The sequence below is a fragment of the Pseudomonas sp. 3-2 genome, from assembly GCF_019710535.1.
Lineage (GTDB): Bacteria > Pseudomonadota > Gammaproteobacteria > Pseudomonadales > Pseudomonadaceae > Aquipseudomonas > Aquipseudomonas pharyngis.
Window position 1 is genome coordinate 23,698 of record NZ_CP081200.1, and the last position, 21,929, is coordinate 45,626.

The 21,929-nt window shown below is 60.4% G+C and carries 20 protein-coding genes; 12 read left to right on the top strand and 8 right to left on the bottom strand.

Annotation, left to right across the window (positions count from 1 at the left end; translation table 11 throughout):
- The first annotated feature begins 41 nt into the window (after nt 1–41).
- The 3 genes from K3819_RS00115 to K3819_RS00125 are packed head-to-tail and all read left to right on the top strand — an operon-like array spanning nt 42 to nt 3,689.
- Nucleotides 42–1,136 carry a DUF3419 family protein gene (locus K3819_RS00115; RefSeq protein ID WP_221398402.1) on the top strand — a complete coding sequence of 365 codons (1,095 nt, stop codon included), beginning with the start codon at nt 42–44 and terminating at the stop codon, nt 1,134–1,136.
- The gene (locus K3819_RS00120) at nt 1,133–2,401 is read left to right on the top strand and encodes an aminotransferase class I/II-fold pyridoxal phosphate-dependent enzyme (protein ID WP_085612496.1); all 1,269 of its coding nucleotides are present in this window, start codon (nt 1,133–1,135) and stop codon (nt 2,399–2,401) included. Before K3819_RS00115 ends, K3819_RS00120 begins: the two co-directional genes overlap by 4 nt.
- Nucleotides 2,391–3,689, top strand: coding sequence for a phenylacetate--CoA ligase family protein (locus K3819_RS00125; protein WP_221398403.1), 1,299 nt, complete (start codon nt 2,391–2,393; stop codon nt 3,687–3,689). Before K3819_RS00120 ends, K3819_RS00125 begins: the two co-directional genes overlap by 11 nt.
- Nucleotides 3,690–3,712: 23 nt before the next feature.
- Here K3819_RS00125 and K3819_RS00130 read toward each other — a convergent pair whose 3' ends face one another.
- Entirely contained in the window at nt 3,713–4,690 is a 978-nt protein-coding gene (locus K3819_RS00130; protein ID WP_221398404.1) for an NADPH:quinone reductase, read from the bottom strand.
- Between the two features lie 147 nt (nt 4,691–4,837).
- On the opposite strand from K3819_RS00130, the gene hemF reads away from it, so the two are divergent.
- Both hemF and aroE read left to right on the top strand, forming a co-directional pair.
- Nucleotides 4,838–5,752: an oxygen-dependent coproporphyrinogen oxidase gene (hemF, locus tag K3819_RS00135; RefSeq protein WP_007954079.1), complete on the top strand. Its 915-nt coding sequence runs from the start codon at nt 4,838–4,840 to the stop codon at nt 5,750–5,752.
- A 9-nt stretch (nt 5,753–5,761) separates the two neighbouring features.
- Nucleotides 5,762–6,583, top strand: a complete 822-nt coding sequence (gene aroE, locus K3819_RS00140) for a shikimate dehydrogenase (protein WP_085612499.1) — start codon at nt 5,762–5,764, stop codon at nt 6,581–6,583.
- A gap of 105 nt (nt 6,584–6,688) precedes the next feature.
- On the opposite strand, the gene K3819_RS00145 is transcribed toward aroE, so the two are convergent.
- The 3 genes from K3819_RS00145 to betC form a co-directional block, all read right to left on the bottom strand.
- Entirely contained in the window at nt 6,689–8,257 is a 1,569-nt protein-coding gene (locus K3819_RS00145) for a SulP family inorganic anion transporter (protein ID WP_085612500.1), read from the bottom strand.
- A 102-nt stretch (nt 8,258–8,359) separates the two neighbouring features.
- Nucleotides 8,360–9,277 (bottom strand): choline ABC transporter substrate-binding protein, encoded by a 918-nt coding sequence (choX, locus tag K3819_RS00150; RefSeq protein WP_085612501.1) that lies wholly within the window; start codon nt 9,275–9,277, stop codon nt 8,360–8,362.
- A gap of 16 nt (nt 9,278–9,293) precedes the next feature.
- Nucleotides 9,294–10,808: a choline-sulfatase gene (betC, locus tag K3819_RS00155; RefSeq protein ID WP_221398405.1), complete on the bottom strand. Its 1,515-nt coding sequence runs from the start codon at nt 10,806–10,808 to the stop codon at nt 9,294–9,296.
- 114 nt (nt 10,809–10,922) lie between these two features.
- On the opposite strand from betC, the gene K3819_RS00160 reads away from it, so the two are divergent.
- Nucleotides 10,923–11,873 carry a choline sulfate utilization transcriptional regulator gene (locus K3819_RS00160; RefSeq protein ID WP_085612503.1) on the top strand — a complete coding sequence of 317 codons (951 nt, stop codon included), beginning with the start codon at nt 10,923–10,925 and terminating at the stop codon, nt 11,871–11,873.
- Nucleotides 11,874–11,877: 4 nt separating this feature from the next.
- Here the strand turns inward: K3819_RS00160 and K3819_RS00165 are convergent, their stop codons facing one another.
- Nucleotides 11,878–12,537: an NAD(P)-dependent oxidoreductase gene (locus tag K3819_RS00165; RefSeq protein ID WP_064592438.1), complete on the bottom strand. Its 660-nt coding sequence runs from the start codon at nt 12,535–12,537 to the stop codon at nt 11,878–11,880.
- A gap of 84 nt (nt 12,538–12,621) precedes the next feature.
- On the opposite strand from K3819_RS00165, the gene K3819_RS00170 reads away from it, so the two are divergent.
- Entirely contained in the window at nt 12,622–12,948 is a 327-nt protein-coding gene (locus tag K3819_RS00170; protein ID WP_074689769.1) for a DOPA 4,5-dioxygenase family protein, read from the top strand.
- Here the strand turns inward: K3819_RS00170 and K3819_RS00175 are convergent, their stop codons facing one another.
- From K3819_RS00175 to K3819_RS00185, 3 genes are read right to left on the bottom strand one after another with little or no spacing between them, the layout of a single operon-like run.
- The gene (locus tag K3819_RS00175) at nt 12,949–13,350 is read right to left on the bottom strand and encodes a GFA family protein (RefSeq protein ID WP_085612505.1); all 402 of its coding nucleotides are present in this window, start codon (nt 13,348–13,350) and stop codon (nt 12,949–12,951) included.
- Nucleotides 13,351–13,368: 18 nt separating this feature from the next.
- Complete coding sequence (locus K3819_RS00180) at nt 13,369–13,875, bottom strand: hypothetical protein (protein ID WP_143492957.1); 507 nt, start codon at nt 13,873–13,875, stop codon at nt 13,369–13,371.
- Complete coding sequence (locus tag K3819_RS00185) at nt 13,872–14,885, bottom strand: AAA family ATPase (protein ID WP_085612507.1); 1,014 nt, start codon at nt 14,883–14,885, stop codon at nt 13,872–13,874. Before K3819_RS00185 ends, K3819_RS00180 begins: the two co-directional genes overlap by 4 nt.
- Before the next feature lie 416 nt (nt 14,886–15,301).
- Between K3819_RS00185 and K3819_RS00190 the strand changes: the two genes are divergently transcribed.
- The 5 genes from K3819_RS00190 (at nt 15,302) to K3819_RS00210 (ending at nt 21,911) form a co-directional block, all read left to right on the top strand.
- Nucleotides 15,302–16,609: a CitMHS family transporter gene (locus tag K3819_RS00190; RefSeq protein WP_007954069.1), complete on the top strand. Its 1,308-nt coding sequence runs from the start codon at nt 15,302–15,304 to the stop codon at nt 16,607–16,609.
- 71 nt (nt 16,610–16,680) lie between these two features.
- Complete coding sequence (locus K3819_RS00195) at nt 16,681–17,448, top strand: TerC family protein (RefSeq protein WP_039764900.1); 768 nt, start codon at nt 16,681–16,683, stop codon at nt 17,446–17,448.
- Between the two features lie 214 nt (nt 17,449–17,662).
- Complete coding sequence (locus K3819_RS00200; protein ID WP_221398406.1) at nt 17,663–19,321, top strand: Na/Pi cotransporter family protein; 1,659 nt, start codon at nt 17,663–17,665, stop codon at nt 19,319–19,321.
- 94 nt (nt 19,322–19,415) lie between these two features.
- Complete coding sequence (locus tag K3819_RS00205) at nt 19,416–20,807, top strand: pitrilysin family protein (protein ID WP_221398407.1); 1,392 nt, start codon at nt 19,416–19,418, stop codon at nt 20,805–20,807.
- Between the two features lie 75 nt (nt 20,808–20,882).
- On the top strand, nt 20,883–21,911 hold the full coding sequence (locus K3819_RS00210; protein WP_039764894.1) for a DUF5924 family protein: 1,029 nt from the start codon (nt 20,883–20,885) through the stop codon (nt 21,909–21,911).
- Nucleotides 21,912–21,929: the final 18 nt, after the last annotated feature.

The following is a 21,929-nucleotide window of genomic DNA, read 5'->3' on the forward strand; positions in this document are numbered from 1 at the left end:
GGCCGCCCGCCGATGTTCCGATCAGATGGCTGGAGGCAGACATGGCTGATTATTTCGACCGGCTCAACTACACGCTTGGGGACGAGGACACCGCGCTTGAATACGCGATCCTGCCCAGACATGCCGGGCACGTGCTGGGTATCGCCGGATGTGGCGGCCGGTTGTTGCCGTTGCTGGCGGCTGCCCCTTCACGCATGACCTGTACCGACATCAGTGCGCCGCAACTGGCGTTCACCCGATTGCGTTTTGCCCTGCTGGAACAGACCGATCACGAGTCGTTCATGGCGTTCATGGGCTATCGAACGGAAGGCCTGAGGTCGAAACGCCGATCCATTTTCCAGCAACTGGTTTTACCGCCGGAGGATCGTCGCTGGTTGTCCGGGTTGTTCCAGGCCCGGCACTGGGAAGCGCCGATTTACATGGGCGCATTCGAGCAGACCCTGAAGCGGTTGGCGAAGATCACCGGACTGTTTACCGGCAAGGCCGGCCGGGGCATTTTTCAGTTCAGTCAGCTTGACGAACAAACGGAATATTACCGAAACCGCTTTCCGCTCAAGCGCTGGAAAGCCGTGATCGCGTTGCTGGGAAACGCAGCAGTCCTCAATTCGCTGCTGTACAAGGGCGCGTTTCCACCCAACAACCTGGGGATCAGTTCCCGCGCGGCGTATCTGGAAATTTTCCATACGTTGTTCACCACTCAGGTGGTCCGAGAGAGCTTTTTCCTGCAAATGCTGTTTTTTGGTGAGCTGCGTTATCCACAAGGCTTTCCGCTGGAGTGTGATCCGGCAATTTTCCAGCAGGCCCGTGAGGGGCTTCGGCAGTGCGAGTTACGCGTGGTGCAGGCTGACATCCTCGACTGTGCTGCCGGGGAAACCGCCATCGATTTCGTATCGCTGTCGGACGTGCCTTCCTTCATGCCCGAAGTGGCCGGCAAGAACGTTTTGCTGCGCCTGGCACCGGTCCTTTCGGAAAATGCACAGGTGGTCATGCGGGGGCATTTGCATGTAGTGCGGCCTGATTGCGCAGGCTTCTGCGATATCACCCACCAGTACCAGGCAGACATTGCACGAGAAAGAACCCAGCTTTGGCATGTCCAGGTCTATCGCCGCTCTCCCTCTTCGCAGGTATCCCGATGAACACCTTTCAACCGACCGTCAATTGGGTCAAAAACCGTGTCCGGCAAGCGCGTGACGATCAGCAGCAGCTGTTCGATGCAGGGCTGAATGGCCTGAAGCTGGCTAAACGTGAAGGCAAAGAGATCGAACTCGAAAGCGGCGAGCGGCTGACCGAGTTTCTCTCGTGTTCTTATCTGGGGCTGGAGTGTGATCCTCGCTTGATTCAGGGGGCGATGCACTCCGTCGAGTCCTTCGGCGTGCAATTCGCCGCCGCACGGACCCGAGCGCTGTTGCCACCCATGCGTGAGCTGGATGAACTGCTGAACCGGATATTTCAGGGGCATTCAGTCACCTTCAACTCGGTGGGCAGTGCACATCTTGGCTGTCTGCCGCTGCTTGGCTCCGGTGAGATGCCCTCCTATCCCATGCGTCGTGGCCCGTGCTGGATTGTCGACCGTGCCGCTCATGCTTCGATGCAAGTGCTGCAAGGCATTCTCTGGCAATTCGGCCCGATACAGCGCCGCGATTGCAGCGATGTAGAGCAGGTCGAAGAAGCGTGTTCAACGGCAGTCGCGGCGGGTAATACGCCCATCATCCTGACCGACAGCATTGGCTCGATGCGCGGTGTTTACCCGATCAATCGCCTGTTGCAACTGGCGGAGCGTTTCGACGGTTATCTCTATGCGGATGACGCCCACGGTACCTCGATCCATGGCGTGGCCGGAGGTGGTTACGCGCTGGACGCGGCAGATGAACGACACCGCGGCCGACTGATCCTCCTGTCATCGCTGTCCAAGGCGTTCGGCGCAACCGGTGGGGCAATCACTGTGCGTACCGAAGCCGATGCCGAGATGATTCGGCGCCATGCATCGACCTATACGTTTGGCGGACCATTATCCGTTGGCGGGGTGGGCGCGGCAGTCGCTTCGGGGAACGTTCATTTGTCGCCGGAGCTGGGTCATTTGCAGGTAGCGCTGTGGCGAAACATCGCCACGGTCGACAGGTTGCTGGGGCCAGTGCTGGGCAATCATCACGTCGCGTCTCCCATTCGTTTTATCCGTGTCGGGGCCGAGAGAGATGCGATAAGCCTGGCGCAGCATTTGCGCCGGCAGGGCATGGCGGTCACCACCGCGGTGTTTCCGGTGGTGGCCAAGGGCGAGGCCATTTTGCGTCTGGCCATCAGCGCGAGCCACAGTCAGCTCCAGTTGGAGTCTCTGGCGAACGCTGTCCGTAGCGGATTCGATGAGTTGGGCATTCGTCAGGGAGGGCGCGGCAATGAGCAATGAACCGAGCACCGATGTTTTGGCCGAGGCGTTTGCGAATAAATTGGCTCACGCACGCTCACTGTCGTGGTTCCGTGCGCTGTATCCGCGAATCCTGGAAGTGCGGGGATTGGCCGATCTCCATCGATTGCCGGTTCTGGCGGTGGAAGACGAGTCCGGCGGCGTATTGTTTTCCACCCTCGGTGAAGCCTCCCATCGAGCACCGGGCGGCGGGCTGACCCTGACCTCGGGAGGCAGCACCGGCAATCGCAAACAGATCACCCATTCCTGGGCGTTCAACGCTGCAATCGTGCCTTTGGGGGCACGGATGTTCGGTGCGACGGACGAACGCCCCGAGGTGGTCGTCAACTGCCTGACAGCCGGGGAAATGCAGGGTGCCTTTCAATACGCGGCAGCTATCGTCCAGCACATTGGCGCACGCCTGCTGCCTGCCGGTTCACAGGTGGGCGTGCAGCGCGTTGCCGAGCTTATTGAGGCACACAAGGCTGATGCGTTGATATGCACTCCCTCCTTCGCCGCCGCGTTGTTCAATCATGAGAAAGTCGGCGCTGTGCAATTGTGCAGCCTGAAGTGGCTTTACTACATTGGAGAACCTTGCAGTCAAACGCTGCGCGACCAGTTGGCCCGGGACTGGCCGATGCTGAAGATCCGCTCGCTGGGCTACAGCTCGACGGAGACCGGTCCCATCGGTTTTCAGTGTGCCCATCTGGAGCACGATTTTTTTCACCTGCATGCGGACGCCATGCTGCTCGAGGTGGTTGATTCTCTGACCCTGCAAGCTGTAACTGAAGGGGAAGCCGGTGAGTTTCTGCTGACGCCATTGCTTCCTGATCATGTGCCGTTGTTGCGTTACCGGATCGGCGATCGTGGGCGAATCCTGCGCACAGTGACGAAGTGCGACTGTGGCAGTTCCATGCCGGTACTGGCGCTTGAGGGGCGGGTGGAAACATCGATCAAACTGGGGGGCGCGATCATCACTCAGTCACAGGTGTTGCACGTACTCCGACAGCTTTTGCCGCAGCTGCAGAACACCGATGTCCAGGTGCAGATTGATCGACAGCCCGAGGGGGCACGCATGCGTCTGGTCATAGCCGAGGACGCACTGACAGCCAACACACAGAGCGTCATTGAAGATGCGTTGCAAGTCGAAGGACAGGCCAGTGCATTGCTCAGGCTGCCGGGCGTTTTGGGGTTGGAGGTGAAGCGTCTTGCCCGTCAGGAATTCGAAACTACCCTGGCCGGCAAGACGCCGTTTTTCGTGACGACGGAAAAGACCCCGGTACCGTCATGAAGATGCGCCGAGGTCATTGGTGGTCAGGGCAGCAGGACAGTGGAGCCCGTGGTGCGCCGTGACGACAGCTCGGTCTGCGCTTTCGCCGCATCAGCCAGTGGATAACGCTGGCTGATATCCACTTTCAGCTTGCCGCTGGTGATCATCCCGAACAGCTCGTCGGCCATGCGCTGCAGGTTTTCGGCGTTATTGGCGTAGGTCGCCAGGGTCGGACGGGTGACGTACAGCGAACCTTTCGCCGCCAGAATCCCCAGGTTCACCCCGTCCACCGCGCCCGACGCATTGCCGAAGCTCACCAGCAAGCCACGGGGCGCCACGCTGTCCAGCGAAGCCGGCCAGGTGTCCTTGCCAACGCCGTCGTAGACCACCGGGACTTTTTTCCCATCGGTCAATTCCAGCACTCGTTGGGCGACGTTTTCGTGGCTGTAATCGATGGTTTCCCAGGCGCCATGGGCCTTGGCCAGATCGGCTTTGGCTTTCGAGCTGACGGTGCCGATCAGCTTCACGCCCAAGGCCTTGGCCCATTGACAGGCGAGCAAACCGACGCCGCCGGCCGCTGCGTGAAACAGAATGGTTTCGCCACCCTTGAGTTCGTAGGTCTGGCGCAGCAGGTACTGCACGGTCAGGCCCTTGAGCATCACGCCGGCGGCGGTTTCGAAGCTGATGGCGTCCGGCAGTTGCACCACATTCGCTTCCGGCAGAACGTGAACGTCGCTGTACGCGCCCAACGGGCCGCTGCCGTACGCCACACGGTCACCGACCTTGAACCGGGTGACCTCGCTGCCCACTGCTTCGACGATGCCGGCGCCTTCCGCGCCCACGCCCGAAGGCAACGCCGGTGGCGCGTACAGACCGCTGCGGTAGTAGGTGTCGATGAAGTTCAGGCCGATGGCCTTGTTGCTCACGCGAACCTGCTGCGGACCGGGTTCGGCCGGTTGATAGTCAACGTACTCGAGCACTTCGGGGCCGCCGTGGGCGCGGAACTGGATTCGCTTGGCCATCTGCCTACTCCTTGGGTCATTTGGGAAGGTCCCTATCGAACGCTCATGCTTGATCTTCGTCAACTGCGGCGTGCCGGTTTGCGATGGTATGCTACGCGCCCATTTGCGCGGGGCGCCGCGCAGTTCCGCCCGATCCAAGGTGAAGCCATGACGACCCGCACCGACGCCGTAAAGGCCTATCTGCTCGACCTGCAAGACCGCATCTGCGCCGCGCTGGAGACCGAAGACGGTGGCACGCGCTTCGTCGAAGACGCATGGACCCGTCCGGCCGGCGGTGGCGGTCGGACCCGGGTGATCGAGAATGGCACGGTGATCGAAAAGGGCGGCGTCAACTTTTCCCACGTCTTCGGCAGTGGCCTGCCACCGTCCGCCAGTGCCCATCGGCCGGAGCTGGCCGGGCGTGGCTTCGAAGCCCTCGGCGTGTCGCTGGTGATCCACCCGCACAATCCGCATGTACCGACGTCCCACGCCAACGTGCGCTTTTTCATTGCCGAGAAGGAAGGTGAAGAACCGGTCTGGTGGTTCGGCGGTGGCTTCGACCTGACCCCGTACTACGGCAACGAAGAAGACTGCATCCACTGGCACCGCGTCGCCGAGCAGGCCTGCGCGCCGTTCGGCCCGGACGTCTACCCGCGCTACAAGGCCTGGTGCGACACCTACTTCCACATCAAGCATCGCCACGAACCGCGCGGTATCGGCGGGTTGTTCTTCGATGACCTGAACGAGTGGGACTTCGACACCAGTTTCGCCTTCATGCGCGCCATCGGCGATGCGTACATCGACGCTTACCTGCCAATCGTGCAACGGCGCAAGAACGACGCCTTCACCGCCAAACAGCGCGAGTTCCAGGAATTCCGCCGTGGCCGCTACGTCGAATTCAACCTGGTTTACGACCGTGGCACCCTGTTCGGCCTGCAATCGGGCGGGCGCACCGAGTCGATCCTGATGTCGCTGCCACCGCAAGTGCGCTGGGCCTACGACTGGAAAGCCGAGCCGGGCAGCGAAGAAGCGCGCCTGACCGAGTACTTCCTGCAAGACCGCGACTGGCTGGCTCAGGCCTGAGGACTTCTGATGGATCGTTACGTTGTTTTCGGTAACCCGGTTGGTCACAGCAAGTCGCCGATGATTCACAAACTGTTCGCCGAACAGACCGGGCAGCGTCTCGACTACAGCACCCTGCTGGCGCCGCTCGAGGACTTTTCCGGCTGCGCCACGGCGTTTTTCCAGGAAGGTCGCGGCGCCAACGTGACCGTGCCGTTCAAGGAAGACGCCTATCGCCTGGCCGACAGCCTGACTGCCCGCGCCAAACGCGCGGGGGCGGTGAATACTTTGAGCAAGCTCGACGACGGCAGCCTGCTCGGCGATAACACCGACGGCGCCGGGCTGGTGCGCGATCTGACGGTCAACGCCGGGTTCAGCCTCGCCGGCAAACGCATTCTGCTGCTCGGCGCCGGTGGCGCGGTGCGCGGTGCGCTGGAGCCGTTGCTGGCGGAGAAACCAGCCTCGGTGATCATCGCCAATCGCACGGTGGACAAGGCCGAGCTACTGGCCGAACTGTTCTGCGACCTGGGGCCGGTGTCGGCCAGTGGTTACGACTGGTTGCGTGAGCCGGTGGACGTGATCATCAACGCCACGTCCGCCAGCCTCACCGGCGATGTGCCGCCGATTGCCCCAAGCCTGATCGAGCCCGGCAAGACCCTGTGCTACGACATGATGTACGGCAAGGAACCGACCGTGTTCTGCCGCTGGGCCAGCGAGCATGGCGCGGGCGTGGTGATGGACGGGTTGGGCATGTTGGCCGAACAGGCTGCCGAAGCCTTTTTCGTGTGGCGCGGCGTACGTCCGGACACTGCGCCGGTCCTGACGGAATTGCGTCGGCAGTTGGCGCAGTAACCCCTGTAGGAGCGAGCCTGCTCGCGATGACGTCGCCAGATCCAGCATCAATCTGACAGACAGATCGCCATCGCGAGCAAGCTCGCTCCAGCAATGGGTTCTTCTTCAATCTTCAAAGCGGATCGGACATTTCTCCGGCCCTTCGAGTTTGCGCAACTCCTCCACCACCTGCGGTCGCGCCTGACGCAAGGTCAGGCTGCGATCCTGGCGCAGCAGGCGCCGGGCTTCCTGATGGAGCATTTCCACGCCGGAATAGTCGATGAAGTTGATCTGCTGCGCCTCGATCACCACTCGCGCGCCGTGCATGCGTTGCAGGCGCACTTGCAGATAGTGGCTGGCGCCGAAGAAGATCGAGCCGCCGACCCGCAGTACATCATCTTCGCCATCACGCCAGTGCTGCACTCTCGGCTGCGAGGTGCGCTTGAGGTAGAAAAACAGCGAGGCGAGCACGCCGGCATAGATTGCCGTCTGCAATTCCAGCAGCAACGTGGCAATGCAGGTCAGGCCCATCACCACGAATTCCGCCCGGCTGACCCGCAGCAGCGCACGAATGCCGCGATGATCCACCAGTCCCCAGGCGATCAGCAGAATGCTGCCGGCCATGGCCGGGATCGGAATATGCGCGATCAGCCCCGCACCGAATATCGCGAACAACGCCACCCACAACGCCGAAAACACCCCGGCCAATGGCGAACAGGCCCCGGCCTCATAGCTCAGCCCGGAACGGGTGAACGAGCCGGCGGACAACGATCCCGAAAAGAACGCCCCGACAATGTTCGAAAGCCCTTGCGCGCGGACTTCCTGATTGGCATCGAGCAGCTGTTGCGAGCGCGCGGAAATCGAACGGGCAATCGACAGGCTGGTGACCAGCCCGAGCATGCCCACCGCCACGGCGCTGGGCAGCAGGCGCAGAATCAGGTCCATATCCAGCGGCAATCCACTGAACGGCGGCAGGCGCCCGACAAACGCGCTGACCAACTGAACGTGGCCGAACATCGCCGGCCACAGCCACACCGCCAGACTGCCGAGCACCAAGGTCATCAACAGCGTCGGCCAGCGTGGCAGCCATTGTTTGAGCAGCGCACCGACCACCACCGTGGCTACACCAAGGATCAGCGACGGTTTATCCACAGCCCCGAGATGGCGCAGCAGATCCATCAGGCTGGCCAGCGCCGTGGCCTTGGCTGGTAGATCCAGCCCCAGCAGGTTCGGCAATTGACCGATGGCAATCACCACCGCCGCGCCGAGGGTGAAGCCCAGCACCACGGAATGCGAGACGAAATTCACCAGCGCGCCGAAGCGCAGCAGGCCGAGCAACCACTGGAAAATCCCGGCGAGGAAGGTCAGCAGCAGGATCAGGGTGATGTAGTCCTGTGATGCAGGCACCGCCAGTGGGCTGACACTGGCGAACAGCACAATCGAAATGGCCGCTGTCGGGCCGCAGATCAGATGCCACGACGAGCCCCACAGGCAGGCGATCAATACCGGAACGATCGCGGCGTAAAGCCCGTATTCCGGTGGGAGACCGGCGATCAGGGCGTAGGCAATCGACTGGGGCAACGCGAGAATCGCCCCGCTGAGGCCGACGACCAGATCCCGCCCGACGCTGGCGCGGGTCTGCCGGGGCAGCCAGGTCAGGAAGGGGAAAAGTGAGCGACGGCTGGGGAGGGCCATGGATCCTCTCGGGTGAAATTTTGCGCATTGTACGCAGCCCTGGACGCGGAGCGTCCATTGCGGCATTCCCACGCAGAGCGTGGGAACGATCGGCCCGCGCAGTTACAGTTTGGCTTTAACAGCCGCCAACGCATCTTTGCCATCCACCGTCTTCACACCATCAAGCCACTTGTCCAACACCGCCGGATTCGCCTTGATCCAGGCCTTCGCCGCCTCCGCATTGCTGACTTTCTTGTTCACCACCTCGGCCATGATGCTGTTCTCCATCTCTTGAGTGAACGCAAGATTGGTCAGCAATTTACCCACATTCGGACAGGCCTCGGCGTAGCCCTTGCGGGTCAGGGTGTAGACGCTACCCGTGTCGCCGAAGTACTTCTCGCCGCCCTTGAGGTAATGCATTTTCAGCTGCACGTTCATCGGGTGCGGGGTCCAGCCGAGGAAAGTGACGAATTTCTGTTTCTTCACCGCCCGCGAGACTTCAGCCAGCATCGCCTGTTCGCTGGACTCGATCAGCTTCCACTGGCCCAGGTCGAAGTCGTTTTTCTTGATGATCTCTTGCAGCGAGATGTTCGCTGGCGCGCCGGAGCCGATGCCGTAAATCTTCTTCTCGAATTTATCGGCGTACTTATTCAGGTCGGCAAAGCTATGCACACCCGCGTCCCACACGTAATCCGGCACGGCCAGGGTGAATTCGGTGCCGTCGAGGTTCTTCGCCAATTGGGTGACGTCACCGGTGGCGACGAATTTGTCGTAGAAACCCTGCTGCGCCGGCATCCAGTTGCCGAGGAACACGTCGACCTGGCCATCCTTCAAGCCGCCGAAGGTGATCGGCACCGCGAGGGTGTCGACCTTGGCCTTGTAGCCCATGCCATCCAGCAGAAACCCGGTGATGGCATTGGTCGCGGCGATGTCGCTCCAGCCGGGGTCGGCCATTTTCACCGTGTCGCAGCTCTCGGCGAACGCGGATGCGCTGCCCAGTGCCAGCAGGCTGACCGTCAGGACTGTGGATAACTTGACCATGGACTTCCCCTTAACGTTATTGGTTTTGGCAGGGTTGTGGATAACGGGCCTTGCGCTCCAGGTCATCGAGGTCGATGTGGTTGCGCATGTATTGCTGACTGGCGTCTACCAGCGGCTGGTGATCCCAGCTCTTCAGCTTGCCGATCGTCAGCGCCTCGGCGACGAAACGCCGACGGCGCTGGCTTTCGAGGACTTCGCGGTGGATTGCCGGGATGTCCCACCTGGCCCGCGCTTCGGCCAGAAAATCGTCGAACAGCTGGCGATGTTGTGGCGATTGGCTGAGTTCTTCCTGCTCGCGTGGATCGTTATCCACATCGAAGAGTAGGCAAGGGTCGGTTTCGCTGTAGATGAATTTGAAGGCGCCACGGCGGATCATCATCAGCGGGCTGACGGTGCCTTCGGCCATGTATTCGCCGAACACTTCGTCGTGACCGCCCTGCCCTTGCAGGTGCGGAACCAGCGAACGGCCGTCCAGCGGCAGGTCAGGCTCCAGGCTGCCGCCGGCCAGTTCGACGAAGGTCGGCAACAGATCGGCGGTGGACACCGCGGCGCTGACACGGCCTGATTGGAACTGGCCAGGTGCACTTATCAACAGGGGCACTCGCGCGGCCATTTCGTACCAGTGCATTTTGTACCAGAGGCCCTTCTCTCCCAGCATGTCGCCATGGTCACCGGAGAACACGATGACGGTGTCGTCCGTCAGCCCACAATCCTCGAGGGTTTGCAGGAGTTTGCCGACGTTGGCGTCGATATAACTGCATGCACCGAAGTACGCGCGGCGTGCGTCGCGGATTTTATCCACAGGCAGCGGCTTGTCCCACAGATCGTAGACCTTGAGCAAACGCTGGGAGTGCGGATCGAGTGAATGCTGATCCGGCGTCGTCGGAAGCGGGATATCCGCATCGTCGTACAAATCCCAGAACGCCTTGGGAATCGTGTACGGATCGTGAGGGTGAGTCATCGACACGGTCAGGCAGAACGGCTGGTCGCCGTCCTCGCGAATATGGTCGAACAGGTATTGCTGAGCCTTGAACACCACTTCTTCGTCGAAGTCGAGCTGGTTGGTGCGCACACACGGCCCGGCCTGCAACACCGAAGACATGTTGTGATACCAGCTCGGCCGCACGTCGGGTTCGTCCCAGTTCACCGCCCAGCCGTAGTCAGCCGGGTAGATGTCGCTGGTCAGGCGCTCTTCGTAACCGTGCAGTTGATCGGGGCCGCAGAAATGCATCTTGCCCGACAGCGCGGTGCGATAACCGAGGCGGCGCAGGTAATGCGCGTAAGTGGGAATGTCGGCGGGGAAATCGGCGGCATTGTCGTAGGCGCCGATCTTGCTCGGCAACTGGCCACTGACCAGGGTGAAACGCGACGGCGCACACAGCGGGCTGTTGCAATACGCGGCATCGAACACCACGCCTTGTTCGGCGAGGCGGCTGAGATTCGGCAGTTTGATCGGCGACGGGCCGTAGAACGGCAACATTGGCGCGGCCATTTGATCGGCCATGATGAAAAGAATGTTCTTGCGCTTCATGTGATCGCGGCATTCCATAGTGAATATTTATGCGATATTGCTGCGATCGAGCATGGATTCCCCGCAATCTCCGGTAAAGCCCGCGCCGGACAATGACTAGGATAAGCACAGCTTATGTATCAAGCCCTCGGTGATTTGTCGCTGGACCTGCTGCGCGCCTTCGAGGCGGCGGCTCGTCATCACAGTTTTACCGCCGCCGCTGTTGAACTGGGTACGACGCAACCGGCAATCAGCCAACAAATCAAACGGTTGGAAGAACAGCTCGGCACGCGGCTGTTCGATCGTATCTACCGTGGCATCGAAATGACCGAGGTCGGCTCGATCCTGTTCGAGCAAGTTACCCTTGGTTTACAGAATATCGACGCGGGATTAAGCGCGATCAGCTCACAACAGCAGCACGAAGTGCTGCAGGTCGCTACCGACTTCGCCTTCGCCGCGTATTGGCTGATGCCGCGCCTGCACCGCTTCCATGAAGCTTATCCACAGGTGGATGTGAGCCTGGTCACCAGCGAGCGCAATCACAACATGCTGCGTCCGGATGTCGATGTTGCCGTGCTATTCGGCGACGGTCGCTTCAAACAGGGCGAGAGTCACTGGTTGTTCAGCGAAGAAGTGTTTCCTGTTTGCAGCCCGCAATTGCTCAAGGATCGTCCCCTGCCCTTGCCGGCCCAGGCACTGATGGAGTTTCCGCTGCTGCACCTGCGCGGGGAAAACAGCAGCAACTGGTTCGATTGGAGCGGGCTGTTCCGCGCGCTGAACATCAGCGCGCCGCCAGCGCCGGGCCAGCTGCGCTTCGACAATTACACCCTGCTGATTCAAGCGGCGATTGGCGGTCAGGGCGTGGCGATTGGCTGGCGGCACCTTGTGGATAACTTGCTCACTCAAGGTCTATTGTGCCGGCCGATCGCCGAAACCACCCTGTCGCGTCTCGGTTATTACGTGGTGCTGCCACAGCGCAAGCGCCGGGGCGCGTTGATCCAGACGTTCGTCGATTGGCTGATGGCCGAACAGGCCAGCAGCGCCGAATCCCTGGCCGGGCTGCCGCTGCCGGCGATTGCGGTTTGACGGCTCAGGAAGCGGCAACAAAATCCACGTGTTGATGGATATGCAGATTCAGTCGCAGCTCATCGGCAATCCCCACCGCCACCCGGTTCAGGCGTTCCAGCGGTTCGGCCAGACCCGGTTCCAGCGTGCGGCCGACCTGACTGAAATGCTCGATCGTCAGCCCGGCGACGCTGCGCGGTGCGTTCACCAGCGTCCAGTGCAGAGGGCTGCTTTGCAGGGCTTCGCGCACTTCCAGAGCGGCGTGGCGTTGCAGCGGTTCGGCGTTTTCCGGATCGTCCAGTGCTTCGAATTCGCCGATGACAAACAGCCGCGAGACGTTTGCCGCCTGTAGCCCATCGATAAGCGCATCCACCGCCAGCACCTGTTCCACCGGCCCCAGCACCACGGATTTTTCGACATGATCGCTGCTCAGCGGCAAGCCCGGCGCATTGAGCAGGCAGATCACTGCCGAGCTGCCGGCGACACTCTGGTTGACCCGCTCGGCATCGAGCAGATCGCCGCTTTTGGTGCGCAGCCCCGGCCGTGGCGCGAGCGCCGTCAGATCGTCGAGGATGGCAATGACTTCATGCTGGCGACGCAGCAGTTCAGCCATCAACGCACTGCCCAGGCTACTCATGGCACCATAGAGCACCACTTTCACCGCCGGGGTTTCGGCATTTTTCATGGCTGAGGTTCCTTTTGTTTTCCCTTGTATGGCGTGTGACATACGGGCAACGGCGAGGGTTCGAACCGATTCAGAGGGTTTGCGATGCAGACGATCAAGGGTTATCACGCCCACGTTTATTACGACGCCAGCACCATTGAACAGGCGCGGGCGCTGTGTGAGCAGGCAGCAGCGCTGTTTCCATTGAAGATGGGCCGCGTGCACGAACGTCCGGTTGGCCCGCACCCGGACTGGAGCTGCCAGCTGGCCTTCGGCCCGGAGCTGATCGGCGATGTGCTGCCGTGGCTGGCGCTCAATCGCAAGGGATTGGTGGTGTTCCTACACCCGGACACCGGCGATGACTTGCTCGACCACACCGACCATGCAATCTGGATGGGCGCGATGCGGCCGCTGGATCTGTCTGTTTTTTAATCAGATGGTTTCTTCGGGTTCGCCAGGTAAATGCTCGTCCAGGTGCAGCCATGGCAACTGGCTGTCGGTCCAGATATGCCGCTCTGCGGCGGCCTGCTCCGGATGATCCAGTGTGGCGACCGTCAGATCGATGCTCTCGGGGCTGAGCAGCGTCACCAGCGCCAGTTGTGCGCCGCAGTTCGGGCAGAAGAACCGTGCGCAGCTGTCTGAAGAGTCGTAGCGCGAAGGTGTTCCGGCCAGCCACAGGAAGTTCGCTGCCGGCAGCGTTATCCAGGTGGTGACGATGCCACCGCTGACTTTTCGGCAAATCGAACAATGACAGTGGGCGATGTCGTGCAACGCTCCGCTGAACTGATAGCGGATACGTCCGCAGTGGCAGCCACCGCCGTGCAAATCAGTCATAGTGATTCCACCGTCGCGTCAGGTGATCAGGTTGAGTTCTCGCGCCTTCTCGTCGTTGATGACTACGACCGACGTAGGGCTGAAGCCCATAGTCTTTACCAGTGTTCTCATTTCTCTGCTCAATGACTCCTGCAGAGGGGCAATCCATTCTTTACGAAAATTGCGGATCACCAGAACACACTTTACCGGACAGTTGCCAAGATTCAGCTTCCTGAACTCTGCAGGAAGAAGATCCTCTGCATCATCATGACGCTTGAGGCAGGCAGCGAATGTCAGTTGCACCGAGTTTGTAAATTTCTGTCGGATTTCCTCAACGTAGATCGCATGCTCTCGTGGTGCGCTTGATTTTGCCTCTATGAACCAAGCTGCCTGAGTATTATTTGGTGCATCTCGCAATAGAACAAACTCAGAGACCTTTAACCCTTCTCCCAATCTGGTGAAAATTGGGCTGGTCTCAATCGGGAAGCACTTGTCCTTAGGGTAAGGTCCGAAATTCATTCCGGATTCCTGGATTGAAATGCTCATCCCAATGCCAACTCCACTTCTTCCTCATAGAGTCGAATTGATTCATCAACAATCGGATTTGTCGGCATGCCTTTGAGCAGATCATCACCCATCCATTCACCATCAATAGACGACAAGACCGGAATGGATATTTGTTGTTTTTGAGCCGCCAGATACAAAGCTTTGATGACGAAATACGAGTGACTGGCAATGAAAAACTGAATGCCACTTCCGGCCAGGGATACGATGATTTCTACCAGTTTGGTAATGGCAACCGGGTGAAGAGCTGACTCCGGTTCGTCAATGAATACCATCGAGTCTTTCGTCAAAAAACGGTTGCCCAGCAAGGTATCGAGAATGGCAATTTTCTTGATGCCCTCAGCCGTTGATCCGATCTGGAACTTCTGGTTGCCCTTCTTGAATTGCCAGCGATTTGAACTGCTATCGAATTCGACTTTTCCCCCGAACATCTCTTCCAGGTTCTCTCTGGCTTTTGCGAAGTGCGCGTGGTTTCTTCCTTTCGTAGGAAGGAGGCGCAGGGCTTTGGCCAAGTCGTAGTAGGTGTCGTCGAATCCGAAGTCCTTATCAATATCGCGGCTTTTTAGAATGATGTGTTGCAGCGAAAGCACTTCCTTGGGAGGAAGAAAAATTGAATTGCTGCTCCGAGGTGGGACGTGGTTCTCTAAAGAAGTGATGTTCTTCGTCGTATCTTTGCCGAAGCTGTAACGAAATTCACGCGCATCCACCTTGACTCTGCAGGACAAAGGGCCGTCTGCACTTTTGGTTACCAGATCGCCAATCTTGTCGGCCTGATATGTCCAATAAAGCTTGTCAGTCAGGATTTCTGCTGCCGAACGCTGATCATTTCCCCGCTGATACTCTTCGAGTGTTCGCATCGTGCAATACAGCGCCTTGAGCAAAAAGGTTTTGCCAGCACTGTTTGCACCGATGATCAGATTCAGGTTTGAGAGCTTGCTCCAGCGAATTTTCTGTAATGGGCCGAAATTGTCTAAATCAACGCTGTTGAGCATTGGTTGGAGCTCCTCTCAAACTTTGCCGTGGTCGCAAGCCTAGCATTGCGAATGCCTTCCATACAGCGGTGAACATGGCCCTTCAAAATCTCCGGAAGGATCTTACGATCACGTTCTATTGCAGATTCACTTGTTGCACGAAACTGTCCGAGCCTCCCGTCAGACCTTTCATCCGCGAAAGGTAGCTGAAAGGTTCCCCGATTAGGATCGCCCCCACTGCCGGCAACAGACCGGTTGGCCAACGCGTGTGATTGCTCGCACGACAGGCCCAATTAACAACAACAATGGTGATTCTGATGTCCTCTGCAACCCGCCTCCTCGCTGCAACTCCGCCCGTACGCCTCGTGCTTCCCGTTCTGCGCTGATCCCGCCCGATCCGCTCACTTACTTAGCCGCGCTACGCCTGGAGTATTCCCATGCTGACTTTCCTTGGCTTCGCCATGGTCATCACGTTCATGTTCCTGATCATGACCAAGCGCCTGTCTGCGCTGATCGCTCTGATCATCATCCCGATCCTGTTCGCCCTGTTCGGTGGCTTTGCTCCGAAGATCGGCCCGATGATGCTCGAAGGTATTACCAAGCTCGCGCCGACCGGCGTGATGCTGATGTTCGCGATTCTGTATTTCGCCCTGATGATCGACTCCGGCCTGTTCGACCCGGCCGTGCGCAAGATCCTCAAACTGGTCAAGGGCGACCCGCTGAAGGTTTCGGTCGGCACCGCCGTACTGGCGCTCGTCGTTTCCCTCGATGGTGACGGCGCGACCACTTACATGATCTGCGTGGCCGCCATGCTGCCGCTGTACAGCCGCATCGGCATGAGCCCGCGGATCATGGCCGGTCTGATCATCCTCGCCGGTGGCGTGATGAACATGACCCCATGGGGTGGCCCGACCGCCCGTGCCGCCAGTGCGCTGCATGTGGACCCGTCGGACATCTTCGTACCGATGATCCCGGCGATGGCCGCCGGTGTGGTGGCGATCCTGATCATTGCCTACTTCTACGGCAAACGTGAGCGTGCGCGTCTGGGTGAGCTGCACCTGATCGGCGACGAAATCGATCACAGCGAAATCAGCGTCTCGCAATTCCCGGATGCCCGCCGTCCGAAACTGATCTGGTTCAACGGCCTGCTGACCCTGGCGCTGATGTGCACGTTGATTGCCGGCCTGTTGCCGCTGCCGGTGCTGTTCATGGTGGCGTTCAGTATTGCCATGATCGTCAACTACCCTTGCCTGCAAATGCAGAAGGATCGCGTCGCGGCCCACGCCGGCAGCGTGCTGTCGGTGGTCAGTCTGATCTTCGCGGCGGGCATTTTCACCGGTATCCTGTCGGGCACCGGCATGGTCGATGCGATGTCGAAAAGCCTGCTGGCGGTGATCCCTGATTTCCTCGGCCCGTACCTGGCGGTGATCACGGCGCTGGTGAGCATGCCGTTCACGTTCTTCATGTCGAACGACGCGTTCTACTACGGTGTGTTGCCGGTGTTGTCCGAAGCGGCCAGCCATTACGGCATCACCGCGGTGGAAATGGCCCGTGCCTCGATCGTCGGTCAGCCGGTTCACCTGCTGAGCCCACTGGTGCCGTCGACATACCTGCTGGTGGCACTGGCGGGGATCGAGTTCGGCGATCACCAGCGTTTCACCCTGAAGTGGGCAGTGCTGGTCTGCCTGTGCATACTGGTCGCCGCCTTGCTGTTGGGGACTTTCCCGCTGTTCAGCACGTTGTAACGGCACCAAACTCACCCGGACGCCAGCTGATTGCTGGCGTCCTGGTTTAACACTCGCTCAAAGGAATACACATGGAATGGCTGACCAACCCTGAGATCTGGGTTGCCTTCTTCACCCTGACCGCCCTGGAAATCGTTCTGGGCATCGATAACATCATCATGATTTCGATCCTGGTCAGCCGCATGCCCAAACACATGCAGCAGCGCACCCGGATCTTCGGTCTTGGCCTGGCCATGATCACGCGGATCCTGTTGCTGCTGTCGATCACCTGGGTCATGCGCCTCACCGCCGACCTGTTCGAAGTGTTCGGCCAGGGCATTTCCGGTCGCGACCTGATCCTGTTCTTCGGTGGCCTGTTCCTGCTGTGGAAAAGCTCCCAGGAGATGTACCACGCACTGGAAGGTGAAGACGAAGCTGGCGACGAGCCTTCGGGCAAGGGCGGCAACTTCCTCTACACCATCATCCAGATCGCAATCATCGACATCGTGTTCTCGCTGGACTCGGTGATCACCGCCGTCGGCATGGTGTCCCACGTTCCGGTCATGGTCGCGGCGATCATCGTGGCCGTGCTGGTGATGATGCTGGCCTCGGGCAAGATCAGCGAATTCATCGACAAGCACCCGTCGCTGAAAATGCTCGCGCTGTCGTTCCTGCTGGTGGTCGGCACCGTGCTGATTGCCGAATCGTTCGACGTGCACGTACCGAAAGGCTACGTCTACTTCGCCATGGCGTTCTCGCTGGCGGTCGAAGCGATCAACATCAAGATGCGCACCGCCATCGCGAAAAAACGCAAACAGCAGGATCCGGTGAAGCTGCGCAAGGATATTCCGGGTCAGTAACCCGAACGCAGTGAACATGAAAAAGGGGCCTTCGGGCCCCTTTTTCCTGCCCGCATGAACCTGTTTTCATGACACTTTTGTTTCAATCCCCGCTTTAGCTGTGCAATGCTGGCGCCCAGACCGTTAGCCAACTACAGCTTAGGTATCAGAACGTAGAAATTGCGCGGTACCGTCCACTTGCCCCTCTGGGGCGCTGCTATTACAGGGGGTCTGCATGCTCACCCTGCTCAATTTGCTGTCTGCCGTGGCCCTGCTGATCTGGGGCACGCATATCGTTCGAACCGGCATCCTGCGGGTGTACGGCACCAATCTGCGCCACGTGATCGGCCAGAACATGTCCAAACGCTGGCTGGCCTTTGTCGCCGGTATCCTCGTGACCGCGATGGTGCAGAGCAGCAACGCCACCGCCATGCTCGTGACGTCGTTTGTCGGTCAGGGCCTGATGGCGTTGACCCCGGCCCTGGCGACCATGCTCGGTGCCGACGTCGGTACGGCACTGATGGCGCGGGTGCTGACGTTCGACCTGTCGTGGCTGTCGCCGCTGCTGATTTTTATCGGGGTGATTTTCTTTCTGTCGCGCAAACAGACGCGGCTCGGGCAGATGGGCCGCGTGTCCATTGGGTTGGGGCTGATCATTCTGGCGCTGCAACTGATCGTCGAGGCCGCTGCGCCGATCACCCATGCCCAAGGGGTGAAGGTGATTTTCGCCTCGTTGACCGGCGATATCCTGCTCGACGCCCTGGTCGGCGCGCTGTTCGCGATGATTTCCTATTCCAGCCTGGCGGCCGTGCTGCTGACCGCCACGCTCGCCGGCGCTGCGGTGATCAGTCTGCCGGTGGCGATCGGTCTGGTGATCGGCGCCAACATCGGCAGCGGCGTGCTGGCGTTCATGAGCACCAGCATGCAGAACGCCGCCGGCCGGCAGGTGGCGCTGGGCAGCCTGCTGTACAAACTGATCGGGCTGTTGCTGATCATTCCGGTACTCGACCCGCTGGTGCACTGGATCGACAGCCTGGATTTCAGCCCCCAGGAAATGGTCATCGGCTTCCACCTGCTCTACAACACCGCGCGCTGCCTGATCCTGCTACCGAGCGTCGGGCCGATGGCGCGGCTGTGCGCCTGGCTGCTGCCGGAGCGGCCGGAGGTCAACGGCACCGCCAAGCCCCGCCACCTTGATCCCACCGCGCTGGTCACGCCGAGCCTGGCACTGGCCAACGCCGCCCGGGAAACCCTGCGCATGGGCGACCTGATCGACAACATGCTCGACGCGACCCTCGACGTGCTGCGCGGCAAACAGACCGCCGTCACCCAGGAAATGCGCAAGCTGACCGATGACGTCGAAGCGCTGTACAGCGCGATCAAGCTGTACTTGGCGCAAATGCCTCGCGAGGATCTCGGCGAACAGGACAGTCGGCGCTGGGCGGAGATCATCGAGCTGGCGATCAACCTCAAACTCGCCAGCGACCTGATCGAACGCATGCTGCGCAAAGTGCAGCAGCAGAAGACTTCGCAGCGCCGCTCGTTTTCCGAAGACGGGCTGGAAGAACTGGCCGGTCTGCAACAGCAATTGATCGCCAACCTGCGGCTCGGGCTGTCGGTGTTCCTCAGCGGCGACAAGGAAAGCGCCCGTCAGTTGCTGCGCGAGAAACGTCGCTTTCGCGCCCAGGAGCGGCGTCTGGCCCACGCCCATGTCAGCCGGTTGCAACGCAAGATCGTGCAGAGTATCGAGACCAGTTCGTTGCACCTGGAGTTGATTGCCGACATGAAACGTTTGAATTCGCTGTTCTGCAGCAGCGCCTATGTGGTGCTGGAAACTTCCGATACCGGCGCGCTGGCGGCGGACGATATGGCGGACATCACGCATTCGCCTTGAACGTCTGGGGTTGTGGTCAGTCAGTAACTCAAGGTTTGGCCTCGCGGCCGGACTGACGACACGGATCTCCAATTCAGCCGTATGGAAGCTCGTTATGCGTTGCCTGTTGTTCGCTTGTCTGCTGCTCGGTTCCCTGCCCGCCTTCGCCCTGGATCGTTTTCAGGTCGAAGGCTATGCGCTGCCCAACGGTTTGCAATTGCTGCTCAAGCCCGGCACCGAGCGTGGGCACGTGGCTATCCGGCTGGTGATCGGCGTCGGTCTCGACGATTTCGACTGCAATGAAAAGGAGCTGCCGCACCTGCTCGAACACTTGCTGTTCAGCGGCATCGACGCCACCGGCGAAGGTGGTCTCGAAGAGCGCATGCAGGCACTCGGCGGTGACTGGAACGCCTTCACCAGCAACGCCGACACCACGTTCGTCATCGAAGCCCCGGCGAAAAACCAGCGCAAGGTCCTCGACCTGCTGCTGGCACTGCTGACCCAGACCCGTTTCGACGACAACGCGATCAACGCCGCCAAACGGGTGGTCGAGCGCGAGGACGGCGGCCATTACACCCGGCTGCAACGCTTCCTCGACCGGCAGGACCTGGGCCACACCGCGAGCAATCAGCTGGCGGTCGAGCTGGGTCTGAAATGCCCGCAGCGGGCCGAAGTCGATGGCCTGACTCGCGAGCAGCTGGAGACGGTGCGCAAGGCTTGGTACGCGCCGAACAACATGACCCTGATTGTCGTCGGCGACCTCGACAAACTGCTGCCGGCCTATCTGGAACGGGCATGGGGCGCGCTGGAAGCGGTCGAGCCGAGCGAGCACCGTCCGCTGCCGGACATCCGCGCCAGCGCCGCTCACGAACGCACGATCACTCGCGGTTTCATCGGCAACAGCGCCAAGCTGCACTGGCTGGTGCCGGAGCCGGTGCTGGACGATCAGTACGACGAAACCTTCGACCTGCTCAAGGAATACCTGGAGTGGGCGCTGTACCGCCAGTTGCGCCTGAACCACGGTTTGTCCTACGGGCCGTGGGCCGAGCGCGAAGTGTTTGGCGGCGTCGGTTTCATGAGCCTCAACGCCGACCTGGATCGCGGCGATATCGCCGAAGCCGAGCAGGTGCTGGAAGACCTTAAGGCCGACCTGCTGAAAAACGGCCTCGACGCCGACACCTTCAATCGCTTGAAACAAGCCGCCATTGCCCACCAGGCCTGGGCCGTGCAAGGCACCAGCGCCATGGCCGACTATTACTGGAGCGCGCTGGGCGACTACGAGGATGGCCGCTTTGCCGATCCTGCGCGGGAGCTGCAAGGCGTGACGCTGGAGGCGGCGAACAAGGCCATGCGCGAGTTGTTGCTGCAACCGGGTTATCTGCGGATCGAGAAACCGCTGCTCAGCGACGATCAGGTGTTGTGGCTGCTGGCGGGCGGATTGGGCGTGCTGGTGCTGATTCTGCTCGGCTGGCGCCTGCATCGGCGCAAGTCCGTGCATCCAGACTGACCGGCAGCCTCGCCACACGGCCCGGCGGGCGGTACTCTGTCGGGGTTTTTTCCTCGACTCTCGTGAACCGCCCAAATGTCTAAATTGACCCTCCTGATCCAGCGCATTCTCGAACTGATGAAGCGCTACCCCGGGGTCATTGCGCTCGGTGGTTTCATCTCCGGGGTCGGCAGCTTCATTCTGGTCGACCGGCAACAGGGGCTGGCGAGCTGGATCACCACGATCATGCTGCTGAGCTGGATCTGGCTGATGCTGGAAAACAGCCTGACCAAACTGTTCACGCGAATCTTCAAACGGGAAATCCCCCAGCCGCTGCTGCGTTACGCGACGCAGATGATTCACCAGGAAAGCCTGTTTTTCGTCCTGCCGTTCTTCTTCATCACCACCACCTGGAACAGCGGTCAGCTGTTTTTCACCGGGCTGCTGTGCATCGCGGCGCTGATCTCGATCGTCGACCCGCTGTACTACAAGTGGCTGGCGCCACGGCGCTGGGCGTTCCTCGCGCTGCACACCCTGACCCTGTTCGCCGCCCTGCTCACCGCGCTGCCGGTGATCATGCACCTGACCACTTCGCAGAGCTTCAAATGGGCGCTGGGGATTGCGGTGGTGTTGTCGTTCCCGAGCCTGGCGTCGATCTTCCCGATCCGCACCGTGCGCAATGCCTTGGCGATCCTGTGTATCACGGTCGGCATCGGTGGCGTGGGCTGGGTCCTGCGTTCGTGGGTGCCGCCGGCGACGCTGTGGATGACCGACGTGGCGATCAGCACCCAGGTGCAGGACCGGGTGCCGGGGGCCAGCCTCAAGGAAGTCAGCGCCGAACAGATCCGTGGCGGCGGGCTCTACGCCTACACCGCGATCAACGCGCCGCGCGGGCTCGACGAGCGGATTTATCACGTCTGGCAGTTCAACGGCAAAGAGGTCGACCGCATCGCCCTCGACATCCACGGCGGGCGCAAGGAAGGCTACCGGGCCTGGACCCACAAGCAGAACTTCCCCGGCAACCCGGCAGGCAAGTGGCAGGTGCGGGTGTTGACCGAAGACGGTCAGGTGATTGGCGTGCTGCGCTTCGAGGTCACGGACAGCACACCGACCAAAGAAAAGTAACCGGGTTCGTGCTATTAC